The 17,282-nt window shown below is 72.4% G+C and carries 14 protein-coding genes and 1 pseudogene; 3 read left to right on the forward strand and 12 right to left on the reverse strand.

The genetic code is table 11. The features are described 5' to 3' along the window. Together ABD198_RS00980 and ABD198_RS00985 are read right to left on the reverse strand one after the other, a co-directional pair. Positions 1-239: helix-turn-helix domain-containing protein (locus tag ABD198_RS00980; protein WP_343997487.1), on the reverse strand; the 239-nt coding region annotated here is incomplete at its 3' end. 69 nt (positions 240-308) lie between these two features. Beyond that, positions 309-704: a hypothetical protein gene (locus ABD198_RS00985; RefSeq protein ID WP_343997344.1), complete on the reverse strand. Its 396-nt coding sequence runs from the start codon at positions 702-704 to the stop codon at positions 309-311. 389 nt (positions 705-1,093) lie between these two features. Here ABD198_RS00985 and ABD198_RS00990 point away from each other — a divergent pair, with 389 nt between their 5' ends. Continuing rightward, complete coding sequence (locus ABD198_RS00990; protein ID WP_343997345.1) at positions 1,094-1,441, forward strand: VOC family protein; 348 nt, start codon at positions 1,094-1,096, stop codon at positions 1,439-1,441. A 28-nt stretch (positions 1,442-1,469) separates the two neighbouring features. Here ABD198_RS00990 and ABD198_RS00995 read toward each other — a convergent pair whose 3' ends face one another. From ABD198_RS00995 to ABD198_RS01040, 10 genes are all read right to left on the reverse strand, one after another. After that, on the reverse strand, positions 1,470-2,369 hold the full coding sequence (locus ABD198_RS00995) for an arginase family protein (RefSeq protein ID WP_343997346.1): 900 nt from the start codon (positions 2,367-2,369) through the stop codon (positions 1,470-1,472). A gap of 53 nt (positions 2,370-2,422) precedes the next feature. Continuing rightward, the gene (locus ABD198_RS01000; RefSeq protein WP_343997347.1) at positions 2,423-3,001 is read right to left on the reverse strand and encodes a GNAT family N-acetyltransferase; all 579 of its coding nucleotides are present in this window, start codon (positions 2,999-3,001) and stop codon (positions 2,423-2,425) included. 36 nt (positions 3,002-3,037) lie between these two features. Further along, the gene (locus ABD198_RS01005; protein ID WP_343997348.1) at positions 3,038-3,970 is read right to left on the reverse strand and encodes a S66 peptidase family protein; all 933 of its coding nucleotides are present in this window, start codon (positions 3,968-3,970) and stop codon (positions 3,038-3,040) included. Further along, on the reverse strand, positions 3,967-5,943 hold the full coding sequence (locus ABD198_RS01010; RefSeq protein WP_343997349.1) for a dipeptidyl-peptidase 5: 1,977 nt from the start codon (positions 5,941-5,943) through the stop codon (positions 3,967-3,969). The genes ABD198_RS01005 and ABD198_RS01010 overlap by 4 nt, the downstream gene beginning before the upstream one ends. Further along, the gene (locus tag ABD198_RS01015) at positions 5,943-7,247 is read right to left on the reverse strand and encodes a M20/M25/M40 family metallo-hydrolase (protein ID WP_343997350.1); all 1,305 of its coding nucleotides are present in this window, start codon (positions 7,245-7,247) and stop codon (positions 5,943-5,945) included. The genes ABD198_RS01010 and ABD198_RS01015 overlap by 1 nt, the downstream gene beginning before the upstream one ends. Then, complete coding sequence (locus ABD198_RS01020) at positions 7,240-8,073, reverse strand: M55 family metallopeptidase (RefSeq protein ID WP_343997351.1); 834 nt, start codon at positions 8,071-8,073, stop codon at positions 7,240-7,242. Before ABD198_RS01020 ends, ABD198_RS01015 begins: the two co-directional genes overlap by 8 nt. Before the next feature lie 123 nt (positions 8,074-8,196). After that, the gene (locus ABD198_RS01025) at positions 8,197-8,922 is read right to left on the reverse strand and encodes a methyltransferase domain-containing protein (RefSeq protein ID WP_343997352.1); all 726 of its coding nucleotides are present in this window, start codon (positions 8,920-8,922) and stop codon (positions 8,197-8,199) included. 292 nt (positions 8,923-9,214) lie between these two features. Beyond that, positions 9,215-11,704, reverse strand: a complete 2,490-nt coding sequence (locus tag ABD198_RS01030) for an ATP-binding SpoIIE family protein phosphatase (protein ID WP_343997353.1) — start codon at positions 11,702-11,704, stop codon at positions 9,215-9,217. Positions 11,705-11,858: 154 nt separating this feature from the next. Continuing rightward, the gene (locus tag ABD198_RS01035; protein WP_343997354.1) at positions 11,859-14,261 is read right to left on the reverse strand and encodes an MFS transporter; all 2,403 of its coding nucleotides are present in this window, start codon (positions 14,259-14,261) and stop codon (positions 11,859-11,861) included. Between the two features lie 205 nt (positions 14,262-14,466). After that, complete coding sequence (locus ABD198_RS01040) at positions 14,467-14,913, reverse strand: SRPBCC family protein (protein ID WP_343997355.1); 447 nt, start codon at positions 14,911-14,913, stop codon at positions 14,467-14,469. A gap of 177 nt (positions 14,914-15,090) precedes the next feature. Between ABD198_RS01040 and ABD198_RS01045 the strand changes: the two are divergent. Beyond that, positions 15,091-15,523: pseudogene (locus tag ABD198_RS01045) on the forward strand (Rv2578c family radical SAM protein); the annotation flags it as partial. Positions 15,524-15,688: 165 nt separating this feature from the next. Then, positions 15,689-17,269 (forward strand): alpha/beta hydrolase, encoded by a 1,581-nt coding sequence (locus ABD198_RS01050; protein WP_343997356.1) that lies wholly within the window; start codon positions 15,689-15,691, stop codon positions 17,267-17,269. Positions 17,270-17,282 lie beyond the last annotated feature (13 nt).

The raw sequence follows: 17,282 nt of genomic DNA on the forward strand, positions 1-17,282 counted from the left end.
GTGATCTTCCGCGGAGCACCGGGCCGCGGCTCGTCATACAGGCCGTCCACCCCTCGTTCGAGGAAGCGCCGCCGCCAGGTGCGGACCGTGTCCGGAGAAGCACCCAGCCGGCGCGACACTTCCATGATCGAGTGCCCGTCGGCGCACTCCAGCACGATCCTCGATCTCTGGGCCAGAGCCTGGGCCGTCGTGCGGCGACGCACCCAGCCCTCCAGCACGGCCCGCTGGGCATCGGTCACCGACAACGGCGGAATCTTCGGACCCGGACGACTCATACCGAACCAACGACGAATCTCCGACTCAGGTCACTAGCGCTTGTAGTGCTTGGTCACCGAGCAGTTGTCCGGACGCAGAGAGCCCCGGTCGCGGCAGGCTCGTATCCAGGGATCATCGGTGTGCAGCGCGGCACCGTCGTACACCAGCTTGTCCAGCGAGACGGTCTTCTTCTGCTTGCCGTTGAAGCGATTCCAGTCGTAGCCCTCCACCTTCACCTGCATGTAGACGTTGTGGCCATCGCTGTGGCTGGCGTCCTTGAGCTTTCCCTTGAAGTGGAAGGCTCCACGGTTGGCGTGCTGAGGCTCGAACTTGTACTGCCCCTGGTAGAACTCCACCCCTCCGCTCTTCAGCTTCGGAATGCCCTTCCACGCGGCCTGCGCCCGGAACTCACTGGTTCCCCCGCCCGCGCCTGCGAATGCTGTCCCCATGCCCGTCAGGAAGACTCCGGTCGCGAGAATCCCGACGGCCAGCTTTCGATTCTCTTGTTCCTCCCGTTTTCCCCGATGACCAACATTGATCATCGGCGCGGGAAACGTTAACACGCCACGCATGTAAGGAATTTGACCATTCAATCAGACTGAGGGTGGCGGCCTGATCGCCGACGAATGGCTGGGTGCGCAGTTCGTCCCGTACGGTCTCGCGGGCGACCTGGTCAGCTCGTCGACCAGGTGTTTGTCCAAGTGCTGGAGGTGCTCGGAGCGTTGCATTGCGCCCGGGTACCCCTCGGGCGGGGCGGCGTAACGCCGCCGGGGGTGTGCTGTGGAGATCGCCGGGGACGGCACCAGAGCCCGGTCACCGCCCAACTAGGCTCGTGCACATGGAGATTCTGGGTGCCACACTGCGCGTCTACGTCGACGACCTCGAGGCCGCGATCCCCTTCTACGAGCGGCTGGCGGGCACCGCGGCCCTGCGGTTCGAGCGGGGCGGTGTGCAGGTGGCGGCGGTGGGCTGCTTCCTGCTGATGAGCGGGCCCAGGTCCCAGCTGGACCTGCTGCGCAAGGTTGCGGCGACGATCGCGGTCACGGACGTCGAGGAGGCTCACAGGACTCTGGTGGAGCTGGGCGCCGATGTCGTCGCCGGGCCGGTTCCGACTCCGGGCGGGCGCAATCTGATCGTCCGTCATCCGGACGGGATGGTGTACGAGTACGTGGATCGACGGGGGTGAGCTCGCTCGGCTTCGCCGGTATCTCGGGTCAGGAGGGGGCGAAGGCGGAGACGACCGTGTCGGTGAGGAGGGCCGCCGCGGTGGCGTCGGGGTCGAGGTCGGGGTCGTAGATGGTGACGGTGAGGCCCGCGCAGCGCGGCGAGTCGAGCAACGGCCGCAGGAGTGCGACGAGTTCACCGGGCTGCAGGCCGTCCGGGTCCGGGCTGTCGACGGCGGGCATGACATCCGGGTCGAGGACATCGGCGTCCAGGTGCACCCAGTAGCCGTCGAGACCGGGGGCCTCGAAGGAGCGGGCGGCGCCCCGGGCGAGGTCGGCGGCGCCCCACCGGCGCAGGTCGCCGACGGTGACGACGGGGATCTTCAGGGCGGCCAGTTCGGCGCGTTCGTCCTCGAAGTAGTCACGCACGCCGAAGAACCGGACGTCCTCGTCGCGGAGGTAGGGCCGCAGCCCCTCCAGGTCGGTGAGGTCCTGCTGGCCGCGCCCGGTGGCCAGCGCCACCTCCTCGCCGCCGGCGGCGCCGACGTGCTCGGAGTTGCCGGGGTGGCGGAAGTCGGGCGAGGCGTCCACCGCCACCAGGCCGTAGCGTCCGATGCGGCGCAGGGCGAGCGAGGCGCCGAGCTGGATGGAGCAGTCGCCGCCGAGGACGACGGGCAGGTCCCCGGCGCGCACATGGTGTTCGACACGGTCGGCGAGCTTGCGGGTGTAGGAGGCGAGGGCGGCCGCGTTGAAGACGCCGTCGCCCTCCTGCCAGTCGCCCCGGTCGTAGCGCGGCGGCACCACCACCCCGCCCTCCAGCGCGCCGAGCCGCTGCACGATGCGCTGTTCGCGCAGCGCGCCGGCGAGCTTGTAGCAGCCGGGGACCGTGCCGGGGGCGGGCGGGCGCAATCCCAGGTTGCTGGGGGCGTCGATCACGACGATGTTCCGCATGTGATCATCCTCGCCGACGAAGTGTTCCAGATTCAACGATCTTTCGGACGCGATCAACGATCCGTCAGATCCGCCTCCCGGGTCGGGCGCAGCATCTCCTTGGTGATGGCCCAGCGTTCGTGGTCGCGCCAGGCTCCGTCGATGTAGAGCATGTTGGGCGAGTAACCCTCCAGGCGGAATCCGCACGCGCGGGCCAGGGCGATCGAGGCGGTGTTGGCGGGCTGGACGTTGATCTCCAGGCGGTGCAGCCCCATCGGCCCGAAGGCATGGCTGATCACGAGGCCGAGTGCCTCGCGCATCAGCCCCCGCCCAGCGGCGTGGGCGAAGGCGCCGTAGCCGAGCGCGCCGCTCCGGAAGGCGCCGTGGACGATGTTGTTGATGTTGATGAAGCCGGCGATCGCCCCGCCGGCCGCCTTCTCGCAGACCAGGAAGCCGGCCTTCGCCGGGTCCTGGATCAGCCGCCCGGCGTACGCGGAGTAGGCGGCGGCGGTGTCGGGCGGGCACAGCCAAGGGTGGTGCAGGTCCTTGCTCTCCCGGGCCCGGGCGGTGAACTCCGGGCCGTCCGCGTAGGTGAAGTGGCGTATCCCCACCCGGGGGCCTTCGGCGAGGTAGCGGGAGGTGTCGTGCGGCATCCATTCACCCTATGACGGCCTGCGGAGGGGGGCCGTTCAGCTCAGCGCCGGATCGTCCAGGGTCAGCGTGCCCGCCTCGGTGTCCAGTTCGGCCATGACCCCGAGGGGGACGGTGAACGCGTCCTCGCAGTGACCAAAGCCGAACTGCTCCGCCACGGGCACGCCGAGCCCGCCGAGCCGGTCGGCGAGCAGCGCCCGCAGCCCGTCGTACGGTTCGCACTCCACCCAGGAGCCGAGCAGTACGCCGGAGACGCCGTCGAGCAGGCCGGACCGGAGCAGCTGGGTGAGGTAACGGTCGATGCGGTAGGTCTCCTCCCCCACGTCCTCCAGGCACAGCAGTCCGCCGCGCGCGGTGGCCCTGGCGTGCGGGGTGCCGAGTTCGGCGGCAAGGAGGCTCAGGCAGCCGCCGAGGGTGACACCGCGGGCCCGGCCGGGGATCAGCGCGCCGCCCGAGGAGGTGAGGGTGCGGACCGCCTCGGGGGCGAACAGGGTGGCCCGCAGGTGCTCCTGCGCGCGGGCGCTCTTGACGAAGTCGGCGCCGGCCGCCATCGGCCCGTGCAGGGTGACCAGGCCGAGGCGGGTGGCGAACGCCTCGTGCAGCGCGGTGATGTCGCTGAAGCCGACGAACACCTTGGGCCCGGCCGCCCGCATCGCCGTCCAGTCGAGCAGGTCGACGATGCGCTGGGCGCCGTAGCCGCCGCGGGCGCAGATCACCGCGGCCACGGACGGATCGCACCAGGCCGACTGGAGATCGGCTGCCCGGTCGGCGTCGCTGCCCGCCAGATAGCCGAAGTCGCCGTGCCGGTCGAGGACATGGGGCGCCACCACCGGGTCGAGGTCCCAGCCGCGCAGCACGTCCAGCCCGTTCTGCAGCCGCTCCTCGGGAATGGGCCCGCTGGGTGCGACCACGGCCACCCGTGCGCCGGGGGTGAGCCGGGGCGGACGCGTCAGCGGCTCGAGGCGGTTCACCGGGTCAGCTCCAAGGGCGGCACGCCTTCGGGTTCGAGCCCGAAGACCTGGGCGTACAGGGACAGTTCAGCCTCCAGGGCGCGCACCATGGTCTCGGCGCGGCGGAATCCGTGCCCCTCCCCCTCGAAGGTGAGGTAGGCGTGCGGGACTCCGCGTCCCTTCAGGCGGGCGAGGAAGCGCTCGCACTGCACGGGAGGGCAGATCCCGTCGTCCAGGCCCTGCAGCAGCAGGAAGGGCGCGGTGAGCCGGTCGGCGTGGGTGAGCGGCGAACGCTCGGTGTACCGCTCGGGCACCTCGGCGCGGGGGCCGATCAGGCTCTCCAGGTACCGGGACTCGAAGTCGTGGGTCTCGCCCGGCCCCCAGCCGGCCAGGTCGAGCACCGGGTACAGGATGGTGCCGCAGGCGTAGACGTCGGTGGTGGTGAGCGAGGCGGCGGTGGTCCAGCCGCCCGCGCTGCCGCCGCGGATGGCGAGGCGGGCGGGGTCCGCGGTGCCCTCCTCGGCGAGGGCCCGGGCGACGGCCGCGCAGTCCTCGACGTCGACCACGCCCCACTGCTCGCGCAGCCGTTCGCGGTAGGCGCGCCCGTACCCGGTGGAGCCGCCGTAGTTGACCTCGGCGACGCCGATGCCGCGCGAGGTGAAGTAGGCGATCTCCAGGTCGAGCACCAGCGGCACCCGGCCGGTGGGCCCGCCGTGCGCCCAGATGACATACGGCGGCAGCTCCCCCTCGGGGGCCGTGCAGCCGGGGTTGCGGGGCGGGTAGACGTGCGCGTGGATCTCACGGCCGTCCGGGCCGGTGAAGGTGCGGCTGACCGGCTCGGGGTAGTAGGCGGGGTCCACGGCGTCCCGGTGCTCGCAGCCGATCACCCGGGCCCGGCCGGTCCTGGCGTCCAGCTCCACAACCTCGGGGGAGCTGGACGGGCCGGCGCCGACGGACACGATCCGCTCGCCGAGCACGGCGAGCGTCGGGGAGAACTCGGTCCAGGGCCCGGCGGCGTCGACGACCTCGCCGGTCTCGGGGTCGAGTATGCCGAGCCGGGTGGCGCCCCGGCCGTGGACGACGGCGATCAGTCCGTCCTCCAGCGGCGCGAACCAGCGCCAGCCCAGCCGCCACAGCGGCCCGCCGAACTCCTCCTCGCGCGGGCAGAGGGGCTCGCCGTCCCGGTAGAGGTTCCACCAGCCGGTGCGGTCGCTGACGTACAGCAGCCGCCCGTCGGGGGTCCAGTCGGCCTGGGGGATGGACTCGGTGGGGCCGCCGGCCACGGTGCGCGGTTCGCCCAGGGTGCCGTCGGGGCCGACGTCGGCGAGGAGGAGCTCGGTGCCGTCCCACGGCATGCGCGGGTGGTCCCAGGCGAGCCAGGCGGCGCGCCGCCCGTCCGGTGAGAGCCGTGGCCCGGTGACGAAGCGGTGCCGGTCGTCGGTGAGTTCCCGCACGGCGGCCCGGTCCCCGGCGGCCGAGCCGTCCAGGGGGACGGCGGCGATGACCCGGCGCACGTCGTCGGGGTCGTCGCCGGTGTACTCCTCCAGGACGCACCACAGCTCGCCCCGGTCCGGCAGCAGCAGCGGCTCGGCCCAGCGCAGCCGCGGACCGGCCGGGGACGCGGAGTCCGGGGTGAGCGGGCGCGGCTCACCGCCCGGCTCGAAGCGGTAGAGGCGCTGGTCGGCGAAGTGGGCGAAGACCACCAGCGGACGGCCGTCGTGCACGGTCCCGGCCCAGGGGGCGCCGCCGTACTCCATGACCCGGCTGCGCACGTTCCACGGCGGCGGCAGCACCGACTCCTCGGTGCCGTCCGCGTGCCGCCGCACCAGGGCGCGCCGCCCCTGCTCGGCGGGCCGGGGCTCGGTCCACCACACCTCGTCGCCGACGAACCCGGCGAACTCGGGGCTGCCGTCGTGCGAGGCGGCGAGCGCCGCGTCCACGGGCGAGGGCCAGGATCCGTGGGTCAGGGTCCGTACCGTCTGCGACACACTCATCAGGCCGTCCTCAGGAATCGGTCGAGGACCCGCACCCCGAAGTGCAGCGCCTCGACGGGAACACGCTCGTCGACGCCGTGGAAGAGCGCCTGGTAGTCGAGGTCCGGCGGCAGCTTCAGCGGCGCGAATCCGTAGCCGGTGATGCCGAGCCGGGAGAACTGCTTGGCGTCGGTGCCGCCCGACATGCAGTACGGCACCACATGGCCCTCGGGCGCGAACTCCTCGACGGCGGCCCGCATCCGCGCATACGTCGGCGAGTCGAGCGGCGCCTGGAGGGCCACCTCGCGGTGCTCGAACTCCCAGTCGACGTCCGGCCCGGTGAGCCGGTCCAGCGTGGCGCGGAACTCGTCCTCATGACCGGGCAGATACCGGCCGTCCACGTACGCCACGGCCTGCCCCGGGATCACATTGATCTTGTAACCGGCGTCCAGCATGGTCGGGTTGGCGCTGTTGCGGACCGTAGCCTCGACGAGGCGGCCGGCGCTGCCGAGCTTGTCCAGCAGCGCGTCGGCGTCGGACAGGTCGGGCTCGATGCCCTGGAGCGCGGCGAGTTCGGTGAGGGCGGCGCGGACGACCGAGGTGAGCCGGAGCGGCCAGCGGTGCTCGCCGATGCGGGTGACGGCGGCGGCGAGCCGGGTGACCGCGTTCTCCCCGTTGACCTTGGAGCCGTGTCCGCCGCGTCCGCGTGCCGTGAGCTTCAGCCAGGCGGTGCCGCGTTCCCCGGCCGCGACCGGGTAGAGCTGCCGGCCCTGGTCGTCGTGGAAGGTGAAGGCGCCCGACTCGCTGACGCCCTCGGTGCAGCCCTCGAACAGCTCGGGGTGCTGGTCGGCGAGGAAGCCGGACCCGTCCTCGGCGCTGGCCTCCTCGTCGGCGGTGAAGGCGATCACGATGTCACGGCGAGGCCGCACGCCAGCGCGGGCCCAGGCCCGCACCACGGCGAGGATCATCGCGTCCATGTTCTTCATGTCGACGGCGCCCCGGCCCCAGACCACGCCGTCGCGCACCTCGCCGGAGAACGGGTGCACGCTCCAGTCGGCGGCCTCGGCCGGTACGACGTCCAGATGCCCGTGCACCAGCAGCGCGTCGGCCGAGGGGTCGCTGCCCTCGACGCGGGCGACCACGTTGGTGCGGCCCTCGGTGCGCTCGAGGAGCACCGGGTCCAGGCCCGCCTCGGCGAGGGCGGCGGCGGCGTACTCGGCAGCGGGCCGCTCCCGGCAGTCCCCGCCACCGCGGTTGGTGGTGTCGATCCGGATGAGTCCGGACGTGAAGGTCACGACCTCGTCCAGCGACAGTGCGTCAGCCATACTGCTCCTCCACCGCCGCCGAGACGATCGTGGTGACCGCCTTGAACGTGCGGATGCCCTCGTACATGGTCCCGCTGGTGTACGCCACCTTCCGCTCCCCGATCCGTGACACACCCGGCACGACGGTGGCGGCCATCGCCAGATGCTCGGCGTCGAACTCCACGGCCACGGTGAACGGCCCCGCGTCCACCGGTTCGTGACGCACCGCCAGCGCGGCGGCCTGCTTCGCAGCTGCCCGGATGTCGGCGGCCGTGCGCGCCGGGGTGCGGCAGACGGCCGCGTAGCGCGACACATGGTCCTTGACCGCGACCTTCAGCGCCTCCGGCGCGTACCCGAGCGCGTCCTCGCAGGCCACGTCGTCGCCGGTGACCAGCACCACGGGCACCCCGTACTCGGCGGCCACGGCGGCGTTGAGCAGCCCCTCGCTGGCCCGTACGTCGTTGAGCCACACCCCGGTGATGGAGTTGGCCAGGTAGGTGTGGGCGAGGACGCCCTCCATGCCGGCGCCCGCGTGATAGCCGACGAAGGCGAGCCCGTCCACGTCGCCGTGCTGCACGCCCTCGACCATGGACAGCGACTTGTGCCGGCCGGTGAGCATCTGCGCCCGCTCGTCGAGCTGCTCGAGCAGCAGATTGCGCATGGTCCAGTGCGCCTCGTTGATCAGCACCTCGTCCGCGCCGCCGTCCAGGAAGCCCAGCACGGCGGCGTTGACGTCCGAGGTGAACATGGAGCGGCAGCGCTCCCACTGCGGCGTCCCCGGCAGCACGTCGGCCGGCCAGGTGACGCCGGTGGCGCCCTCCATGTCGGCGCTGATGAGGATCTTCATGCGGCCCACGCTACGTGCTGCGCCCGAAGCGCTGCCAGGGCTGTGGAAAACTCTCACCGGCCCAGACCAATGCCGGTCGGCCGCCGGCGCGGGAGCGCCGGTGCGCGGGCCGCCGACCTGGGACTATCCGGCGCGTCCCACCACGTACCAGACCGAGGGCAGCTCGATGCGCGTGCCGTCGGGGGTGTGCTCGGTGGTGACCAGGGGCAGGGTGCCGCTCGTCAGGACGGTCAGTCCGGCCTCGGTGAGGATCCCGGGCACCGCCTCGTCGGAGACGGCACCGGGCACGATGCCGTGCCGCAGCACCGGGGCGAGCTTGCGCGGCGGGCCGGAGGGCGAGGTGGCCAGCTCCTTCAGGATCGCTCCCGCCGCCTGGGAGGGCTCCACTATGAAGGCGCGGCCCCGGCCACCGAGCAAGGTGGCTATGGTCTCGGCGAGCGGCCGCCGGTCGTCCGGTTCGCACTGGTGCAGCACGCCCCGCATGTAGATGTTGGCGTCGCCCAGCTCGGCGTGCAGCGTCTGCGCGGCGCTCTTGTCGGAGGCGTCCAGCTCCCGGTAGGCGGCCCGTCCCTCCGGGTCGGCGGCGCGGGCGTGGTCCAGGGCGGCGGCGGAGAGGTCGGCGCCCAGCACCTGACCGAAGCGGTCGGCGAGGAACCGGGTCTGGGTGCCGTTGCCGCAGCCGACGTCCACCAGGGGCAGGCCGGGCTCGGTCAGGTGCGGTTCGAACAGGGCGAGATGCCGGGCGACGGTCAGGGCCGGCTCCGCGTCCCAGAACACGGCTCCCTGCTCGTCCGGCGCCTCACGCCAGAAGCCCTCCCAGGCCTCCCGGTACCGACTGGTCACACTCATGCCCAACTCCCCAGGATGCGTTGCGGATTGAACCAACCGACGGGCCAGTACGGTCTACCGCTCGCAGCGCCCCCGGACAACCACACGGCGCGCACCTTCACAAGCCGCACGCCTCCGCGTGCGCTGTCGCGCCCCCTGGAGACGGCCGCCGGGAACGCCGACGGCAACCGGCGTCACCTGGGCAGGGATCAGCGTTCCGGCAAGTTCGAGTCTGGGAGAGGGATCAGCGTTCCGGCAAGTTCGAGTCTGGGAGAGGGATCAGCGTCCCAGCAGGCCTGGATTCAGTCCGGATTCACCGGCGCCGGGGCAAGGTCAGCTCGAACCACACCGTCTTGCCCGTCTTGGTGCGGCTCGCGCCCCACTCCCTCGCCAGCGTGCTGACCACCCGGAGCCCGCGCCCCCTCTCGTCCATCGGGCGGGCGCTGATCAGCGTGGGCAGTTCGTGGTCGTCGTCCTCCACCTCGCACAGCAGGGTGTCAGCGCGCACCAGCCGCAGCGCCACGGGCCGTGCGTGGGAGTGCCGCACGGCGTTGGTGACCAGCTCGTCCGCCATCAGCTCGGCGTGGTCGGCGAGCCCGCTCAGGGACCACTGGTGCAGCTGCTCCCGGACCACGGCGCGGGCCCGGCCCACCTCCACGGGGTCGAGGGCGAGCCGCCACTCGGCGACGTCCTCCGGCTCGATGCCGCCGAGCCGCACCATCAGCAGTGCCACGTCGTCCTTGCGGCCGCCGCGCGTGTTGAGCGCGCGGATGATGGTGTCGCAGGCGTCGTCCATGGAGGCGGCCGGGTGGGCGGCGGACTCGCACAGCGTGGCCAGCCCGACACCGATGTCCTCGCCGCGCACCTCGACCAGCCCGTCGGTGCACATCACCAGCCGGTCGCCGGGCTCCACGGGCACCCGGACCTCCTCGAAGGGCACCCCGCCGACCCCGATGGGCGCGCCGGTGGGCAGCTCCAGCAGCTCGCTGCGCCCGTCCGCGGCGCGCACCAGGACGGGCGGGATGTGCCCCGCGTTGGCGAGCTGCAGCTCGCCCGCGATGGGGTCGTAGACGGCGTACAGGCAGGTCGCGAGATAGCGGTCGCCGAGGCGCTGGGCGAGGTCGTCGAGGTTGCGCAGCAGCTGTGCGGGCGGCAGGTCGAGTCCGGCCATGGTCTGCACTGCGGTGCGCAACTGGCCCATCATGGCGGCGGAGTTGAGCCCGTGGCCCATGACGTCGCCGACAACGAACCCGGTGCGGGCGCCGGGCAGCTTCACCGAGTCGAACCAGTCACCGCCGACCCGGCCGAGCAGGGTGCCCGGCAGATAGCGGGTGGCGATGTCGCAGCCGGCCCGGTGCGGCGGGATGTGCGGCAACATGCTGTCCTGGAGCGTCTCGGCGACGTTCTCCTGGTGCGTGTACATCCGCGCGTTGTCCAGCACCAGCCCGGCGCGGGCGGCGAGTTCGGCGCCGGTGACGCGGTCCATGTCGTTGAAGACCGGCCGCTCCGGGTGACGCAGCAGGATCATGAAGCCGAGCACCACATTGCGCGCCTTGAGCGGCACGACGAGCATGGACCGTCCACTGATCAGTGGCCGGATGTCGCGCTTCTCGAACTGGGAGGCGATGGCGTGGCCCATCTCCTCGGTGATGCGCGGCACCAGCACGGGCTCGCCGGTGGTCATGCACTGGAAGAACGGCGTGTGCGCGGGGAACGGCATCGCCTCGCCGACGGGCACCACGTCGTCCCAGCGGCCCGGTTCGTCGGTGTGCTCGACGGCGACCCGGTGCCACATGGTGGTGGTGTCCGGCACGCCCTCGTCGAATCCCTCACCGGCGACGACCTGTTCGCGCAGATAGGTGCCGGCGACGTCGGTGAAGCGGGGCACGACGGCCTTGCTCACCTCGACGATGGTCTGCGACAGGTCGAGGGAGCTGCCGATGCGGGAGCTGACCTCGTTGAGGAATTCCAGGCGTTCGCGGACGGCCGCGTACTCGAGGTCCTCGTCCTCGGCGTCGGCCAGTTCCTCCGGCACCGGCTGTCCGGCGGCCCGTGCCCGGGCCGCCCGCTCCCGCCGCGCCTTGCGCTCGGCCCGCCGGGGCACGCCCCAGTCGGGGGTCACGGGCACCCGGTCGTTCTGGCTGAACTCCAGGATCGGGTAGCCGAGTTCCAGCACCTGGGCGACGATCCGCGCGCTGTCGCCGACGCTCATGCTGGGCAGGATCTCGGGCAGCCGGCGGGCGAGGTCCTCGGAGCCGGGGAAGTCGGTGTGCAGAGCGAAACCGGGGGCGATCCGCTCGAACGCCCCCGTGCCCTCCCCACGCACCGCGTGCGCGTCCGCGGCCAGCACCAGCAGCCGCTCCGGCCCCGGCCCGACCAGCGGGTACGCCCACCAGAGCACGTCGGCCCGGCCGGGCCCCGGCACGGCGAGGCGGGCGCGGCCCGCGGCCGGGTAGGACAGGCCCTGGTCCAGGGAGGCCTCGAGGTCGGGGCCGAGACCGTCGTAGGCGGCGTAGCCCTCGTCGGCAGGTGCCTCGCGCGGCTCCTCGGGCAGCGCGCCGGAGACGGGCAGCAGATCCACGGCGGGCCTGCCGAGCGCGTCCTGTTTGGCGATCCCGAACAGCCGCCGCGCGCCGGTGCTCCAGTGGGAGACCAGCCCCTCCCGGTCCACCACCACGACGGCGAGCGGGATCCGGCCCGTGCCGCCCTGCCCGGCCGGCGGCCCCTCACCGCTGAAGCCGGCTGCCGGTTCCCCTCCGGCGGCGTGGCTGGCAGGTGCCTCCCGCTCGGTGCCACGGTCCATGGCCCAGGCCCTCTCTCCCCCGGCTCGGCAAGATCTGTAGCGCCGTCACCACGGTACGGCCACGGCCGGTTGCGATGTGCGGCAATACGCGAATTGCCCACCGGCGGGTGCACCGGCGCGCGTTCTGGTGTACGCGGCGGCCGGGGCGGGCCTCTCAGTCCTGGTGGCCGAGCTGCAGGTCCCGTTCGGTGCGGCCTCCCCCGGCGACTTGCAGGACCGTCGCCACCGGCGGGTAGCCGGCCGCGATGACCGTGTACTCGCCCGAGGAGAGGTCGACGAAGCGGAAGCTGCCGTCCGGGCCGGTGGTGAGGGTGTCGACGACATTGCCCGCCGCGTCCAGCAGCGTCACCCGCGCGTCCTCCACGGGCCGCCCGCCGCCCGCCCGCACGGTGCCGCGCAGCACCGCGCCGCCCGCGAGTTCGACATCCTGCCGGGTCTCCCGCGCCGCCTGGACGGTGACCGGGAGGGCGGCCGGCCGGAAGGCGGGCGCGCTCGCGGCGAGCGTGTACTCGCCGGCGACGAGTTCGGTGATGACGTAGCCGCCCTCCCGTCCGCTGCGGGTGCTGGCGACGACCTCGCCGTGGACGTTGGTGAGCGTGACGGTGGCGTCCCGTACGGGGGTGCCGTCGGCGGTGAGGACCGTGCCGGCGAGGCGTCCGGCGCCGCCGAGGACGACGTCCAGTTCCACGGGCCGCTCGCCGACGGTGACGGAGACGGCCTGCGGCTGGTGGCCGCCGGCGGCTGCGATCAGGACGTAGGCACCGGATCCGGGGGTGGCGAGCGCGTAGCGCCCGTCCTCACCGCTGGCGCCCCGCCCGATCTGCTGCCCGGCGACGTCGATGAGAGTGAGCGCCGCGCGCGGTACGACCGTGCCGTCGGGGTGCTGCACGGTGCCGCAGACGGGGATGCCGCCGGTGTGCGGGGTGCGGGCCGGCGGCACGGCCGCCGGGGCGTGCGGTGCTTCCTGGGCCGGGTCGGCGAGGGGGGTGTTGTGGGACACCAGTGGTTTCTCCTTGAGGAAGAAGGCGATGAGCAGGCCGAGGACGAGCACCGGCACCAGGTACAGGAAGATGCGCGGCATGGCGTCGGCGTAGGCCTGGATGTAGGGCTCGCGCAGCTCGGGCGGCAGGGCGTGGACGAGCTGCGGGGTGATCGACTCCGGGTCGGGCAGCCCGTGGCCCGCGTGGGCGGGCAGGCGCTCGGCGAGCGCGTCGGTGAGCCGGTCCGCGAAGAGGGTGCCGAAGACGGCGGCGCCGACCGATCCGCCGATCTGCCGGAAGTAGTTGTTGGCGCTGGTGGCCGTGCCGAGGTCGGCGGGGCGCACCGAGTTCTGCACGGCGAGGATCAGCACCGGCATGACCATGCCGATGCCGGTGCCGAGGACGGCCATCCAGATGCTGTAGTGCAGGCGCGGGGTGCCGGTGTCCAGCCGGGACAGCAGCCACATGCCGACGACGGACAGGGCGGCGCCGAGGATGGGGTGGATCCGGTAGCGGCCGCTGCTGCTGACGAGCTGTCCGGTGACGACGGAGGCGACGACGATGCCGGCCATCATCGGCAGCATCAGCAGGCCGGACTCGGTGGCCGTGGCCCCGTCGACCATCTGCAGGTAGGTCGGCAGGTAGCTGGCGGCGCCGAACAGGCCGACGCCGATCACCAGGCCGACCAGCGAGGTGACGTTGAAGACGGAGTCCTTGAACAGCCTGAGCGGCATCAGGGGCTCGACGGCGAACTTCTCGACCACCAGGAAGAGCACCGCGCTGGCCACGGCACCCGCGGCGAGGCCGAGGATGACGCGGGAGTCCCAGGCGTACTCGGTGCCGCCCCAGGCGCTGAGCAGCAGCAGACAGGTGGAGCCGGCGGTCAGCAGCAGGCAGCCGAGGATGTCGAGCCGGGGTCTGACGGCGGGCTTGGGCAGCTTCAGCACCAGCCCGACCACGAGCAGCGTGACGAGGCCGAAGGGCACATTGATGTAGAAGCACCAGCGCCAGGTCAGGGAGTCGGTGAAGTAGCCGCCGAGCAGCGGGCCGGCCACGGAGGCCAGGCCGAAGGCGGCGCCGATCAGGCCCATGAAGCGACCGCGTTCCCGCGCGGGCACGATGTCCGCGATGATCGCCTGGACGCCGATCATCAGGCCGCCCGCGCCGACGCCCTGGACGGCGCGGAAGGCGATCAGCTGGTCCATGGTCCCCGCCCGTCCGGCGAGCGCGGAGCCGATGACGAAGACGACGATCGCGAACTGGAAGACGCCCTTGCGGCCGAGCAGATCGCCGAGCTTGCCGTAGATCGGCAGTCCGATGGTGGCGGTGAGCAGATAGGCGGTGATCGCCCAGGACATCTTGTCCAGGCCGTGCAGATCGCCGACGATCTTCGGCAGCGCGGTGGCGACGATCATCTGCTCCAGCGCGGCGAGCAGCAGCGCCAGCATCAGCGCGAGAAAGACCAGCCGCACCCGGCGCGGGCTGAGCCGCGGCCCGGCCGCCGGGGGCGGGGGCGGCTGCTCCTCGGCCACGGCGGCCGTCTCCGGCGCCTGTCGCGTCAGGGTGATCCCGCCCACGTACCGCTCCCCTCGTCGTGCTGCCGCACCATTCCCACGTAAAAGCGACAACTATGAGCAAGCACGACGAGTTACGGCACAATCCCGTACGCCGAAGAGATCACCCGAACCGGTGAGGGGGCCAACACCCCCTCCATGTCAGCCCGTTGGGGCTCCTGACCGGCATCAGCCCGTCGCAGCCCCTGCCCCTTGCCCTGCCCCTTGGCTACTTCTTCTCGACCTCGGCGGCCAGCCGGGCGAGCACCGCGTCGTAGATGCGGCCGAGGCCCTTGGGCGCGAAGGTCTTCTCGAAAAAGCCGCCGATGCCTCCGGCGCCCTTCCAGGTGGTGGTGACGACGACCCGGCTCTTGCCCTCGCCGGCGGGGGTGACGCGCCAGGTGGTGACCATGGAGGAGTTGCGGTCCTTCTCGACCAGCTCGCCGTCGCCGGGCTCGGTGACCTCCAGGAGGCAGTCGCGGACCCGCTTGCTGGTGGCCTGGAGCTTCCAGTGGACGAGGGTGCCCTCGCCGTCGCCGCCCTCGCGGACCTCGTACTCGCTGAAGTGCTCGGGCAGCAGCTTCTCCCGGGTGCCGCCGTAGTCGGCCAGCGCGTCGAACACCGTCTCCGCGTCCGCCGCGACGATCCGCTCCGCAGTGGCCTCGACCTGCGCCATCGCAATCCTCCAGGACCTGGTTTCTCGGGGGTCGGGGCAAGCCAACCACCCCCTTGGGCGGCCGCCCAAATCGGGAGTCCGGAAGTGATCGGGTGGGTGACCGAAGTTGTCACCCGCACGATCAAGGGAACACTTGTTCTATTCTGTGGCCCAGTGCTACCGAGGAGGCGTCATGCGCTGGAGCCGGGCACGCCCGCCCCGGAGCGACGCCTGGACGTGGTGCGGACGCTGGCCGAGCACGGCATCGGCTGCGGGGTGCTGATGGCCCCGGTCATCCCGTTCCTCAGCGACCGCCCGGAGCAGCTGCGGTCGACCGTGCGGGCGATCGCCGCCTCGGGCGCCACCTCCGTCACGCCGCTGGTGCTGCATCTGCGGCCCGGCGCCCGCGAGTGGTTCATGGCCTGGCTGTCGCGGCACCACCCGTATCTGGTCGGCCGCTACGAGCGGCTGTACGCGGACGGCGCCTACGCCCCGAAGTGGTACCAGCGCCGGATCACCCGTCAGGAGTACGGCACCGGCCCCACCCGCACGGGACTGCCGCGCCGCACGGCGGCCGTGGCGCCGGCCCCCGCCCGAGGCCGCCGAGCCGACCCAGCTCACCCTGCTCTGAGGCGCCTCACCCTCCCTCGTGGTCCTCCGCGAGCATTCGAGCGCATCCGGCGGTCCAAAGGGGTCAAGAAGTCGTCCGGCATGTTCGTCAGGGGTCCGTTCCCCGGGACGATCCGGCGTGGACCGTGAGTTCCGCGGTCACCGCCCGCCCGTCCTGGGAGGAACCATGAGGAAAGCAGCCGCGTTGTGCGGTGCCGCCGTCGTCATGGCCGCCGGGGGCCTCACCGCCGGGACGGCCGAGGCAGGCCCCTCGGGGGCCGACCGGACCTTCCAGGTGGCGGCACCCGCCTGGAAGGCGTGCGGCACCGACAAGTACCCGACGCTGCAGTGCGCGTCCGTGGAGGTGCCGCTGAGCCACGCCGACCCCGAGGGCCGGACCATCACCCTGGCGCTGTCCCGCGTCCCGCACACCGCGCAGCGGTCCCAGGGCCCGCTGCTGGTCAACCCGGGCGGGCCCGGAGGCAGCGGGCGCAACCTCGCGGGGTTCGTCGCGTCGTCCCTGCCGAAGCAGGTGGCCGCCCAGTACGACATCATCGGCTTCGACCCGCGCGGCGTGGGCGCCAGCACCCCGGCCCTGGACTGCGCACCGCGGTTCTTCCGCACGGTCCGCCCGGACCCCGTCCCGGTGAGCGCCGGGGCGGAGCAGGCCAACCTCGCCCGCGTGAAGTCGTTCGCCGAGGCATGCCGCACCAAGTACCCGGACGTGCTGCCGTACATCAACACGGTCAGCGCGGCGCACGACCTGGACCTGATCCGGCGGGCGCTGGATGCGGAGCGGGTGAACTACCTCGGCTACTCCTACGGCACCTACCTGGGCGCGGTCTACGCCAAGCTGTACCCGGATCGTGTACGGCGCCTGGTGCTGGACTCGGTCGTCGACCCCACCCAGGTCTGGTACGACTCCAACCTCGGCCAGGACCACGCCTTCAACGACCGGCACCGCGCCTTCATGGCCTGGGTCGCCCGGCACGACGCGCACTACCGGCTGGGCACCGACCCGGAGGGGATCGAGGAGCGCTGGTACGCGATGCGCGCGGAGCTGGCCGAGAAGCCGGCCGATGGCAAGGTGGGCCCGGCCGAGCTGGAGGACACCTACATCCCCGGCGGCTACTACAACGGCTACTGGCCGTATCTCGCGGAGGCGTTCTCGGCCTATGTGAACGACGGGGACGACGGGCCCCTGGTCGAGGCGTACGAGAACTTCGGCGCGTCCGGCGACGGCGACGACAACGGCTACAGCGTCTATACGGCGGTGGAGTGCCGGGACGCCACCTGGCCGCGCGACTGGGAGCAGTGGCGCAAGGACAACTGGGCGGTGTACGAGCGGGCCCCGTTCCTGACCTGGAACAACGCCTGGTACAACGCACCCTGTGCGTTCTGGCCGACGGACGCGGTGCGCACGGTGGACATCACCAACGACGAGCTGCCGCCGGCGCTGCTGTTCCAGGCCACGCACGACGCGGCCACGCCCTACCGGGGCGGGGTCACGGTCCATCAGCTGCTGGCCGGGTCCAGCCTGGTGGTCGAGCAGGGCGGCGGGAACCACGGCATCACCCTCAGCGGCAACGCCTGCCTGGACCGGCACCTGGCCGCCTACCTGACCGACGGCACGGTCCCGCGCGGCGCCCAGGGCGAGGCCGACGCGGTCTGCGAGGCACTCCCCGACCCGACCCCGCCCGCGTCCAAGGCGGCACCGAGCACCGCCCGCGGCTCGACCCTGCACAACCTGCTCGGCTTCCGCAGCTGAGCAATTGAGCAGC

The sequence above is a fragment of the Streptomyces thermocarboxydovorans genome (assembly GCF_039524635.1).
Classification (GTDB): Bacteria; Actinomycetota; Actinomycetes; order Streptomycetales; family Streptomycetaceae; genus Streptomyces; species Streptomyces thermocarboxydovorans.

Bases quoted from the DNA above. Each gene is read 5' to 3' on its own strand.
- ABD198_RS00985 (WP_343997344.1), bottom strand. From the start codon at position 704: ATGGGGACAGCATTCGCAGGCGCGGGCGGGGGAACCAGTGAGTTCCGG.
- ABD198_RS00990 (WP_343997345.1), top strand. From the start codon at position 1,094: ATGGAGATTCTGGGTGCCACACTGCGCGTCTACGTCGACGACCTCGAG.
- ABD198_RS00995 (WP_343997346.1), bottom strand. From the start codon at position 2,369: ATGCGGAACATCGTCGTGATCGACGCCCCCAGCAACCTGGGATTGCGC.
- ABD198_RS01000 (WP_343997347.1), bottom strand. From the start codon at position 3,001: ATGCCGCACGACACCTCCCGCTACCTCGCCGAAGGCCCCCGGGTGGGG.
- ABD198_RS01010 (WP_343997349.1), bottom strand. From the start codon at position 5,943: ATGAGTGTGTCGCAGACGGTACGGACCCTGACCCACGGATCCTGGCCC.
- ABD198_RS01015 (WP_343997350.1), bottom strand. From the start codon at position 7,247: ATGGCTGACGCACTGTCGCTGGACGAGGTCGTGACCTTCACGTCCGGA.
- ABD198_RS01020 (WP_343997351.1), bottom strand. From the start codon at position 8,073: ATGAAGATCCTCATCAGCGCCGACATGGAGGGCGCCACCGGCGTCACC.
- ABD198_RS01025 (WP_343997352.1), bottom strand. From the start codon at position 8,922: ATGAGTGTGACCAGTCGGTACCGGGAGGCCTGGGAGGGCTTCTGGCGT.
- ABD198_RS01030 (WP_343997353.1), bottom strand. From the start codon at position 11,704: ATGGACCGTGGCACCGAGCGGGAGGCACCTGCCAGCCACGCCGCCGGA.
- ABD198_RS01040 (WP_343997355.1), bottom strand. From the start codon at position 14,913: ATGGCGCAGGTCGAGGCCACTGCGGAGCGGATCGTCGCGGCGGACGCG.
- ABD198_RS01050 (WP_343997356.1), top strand. From the start codon at position 15,689: ATGAGGAAAGCAGCCGCGTTGTGCGGTGCCGCCGTCGTCATGGCCGCC.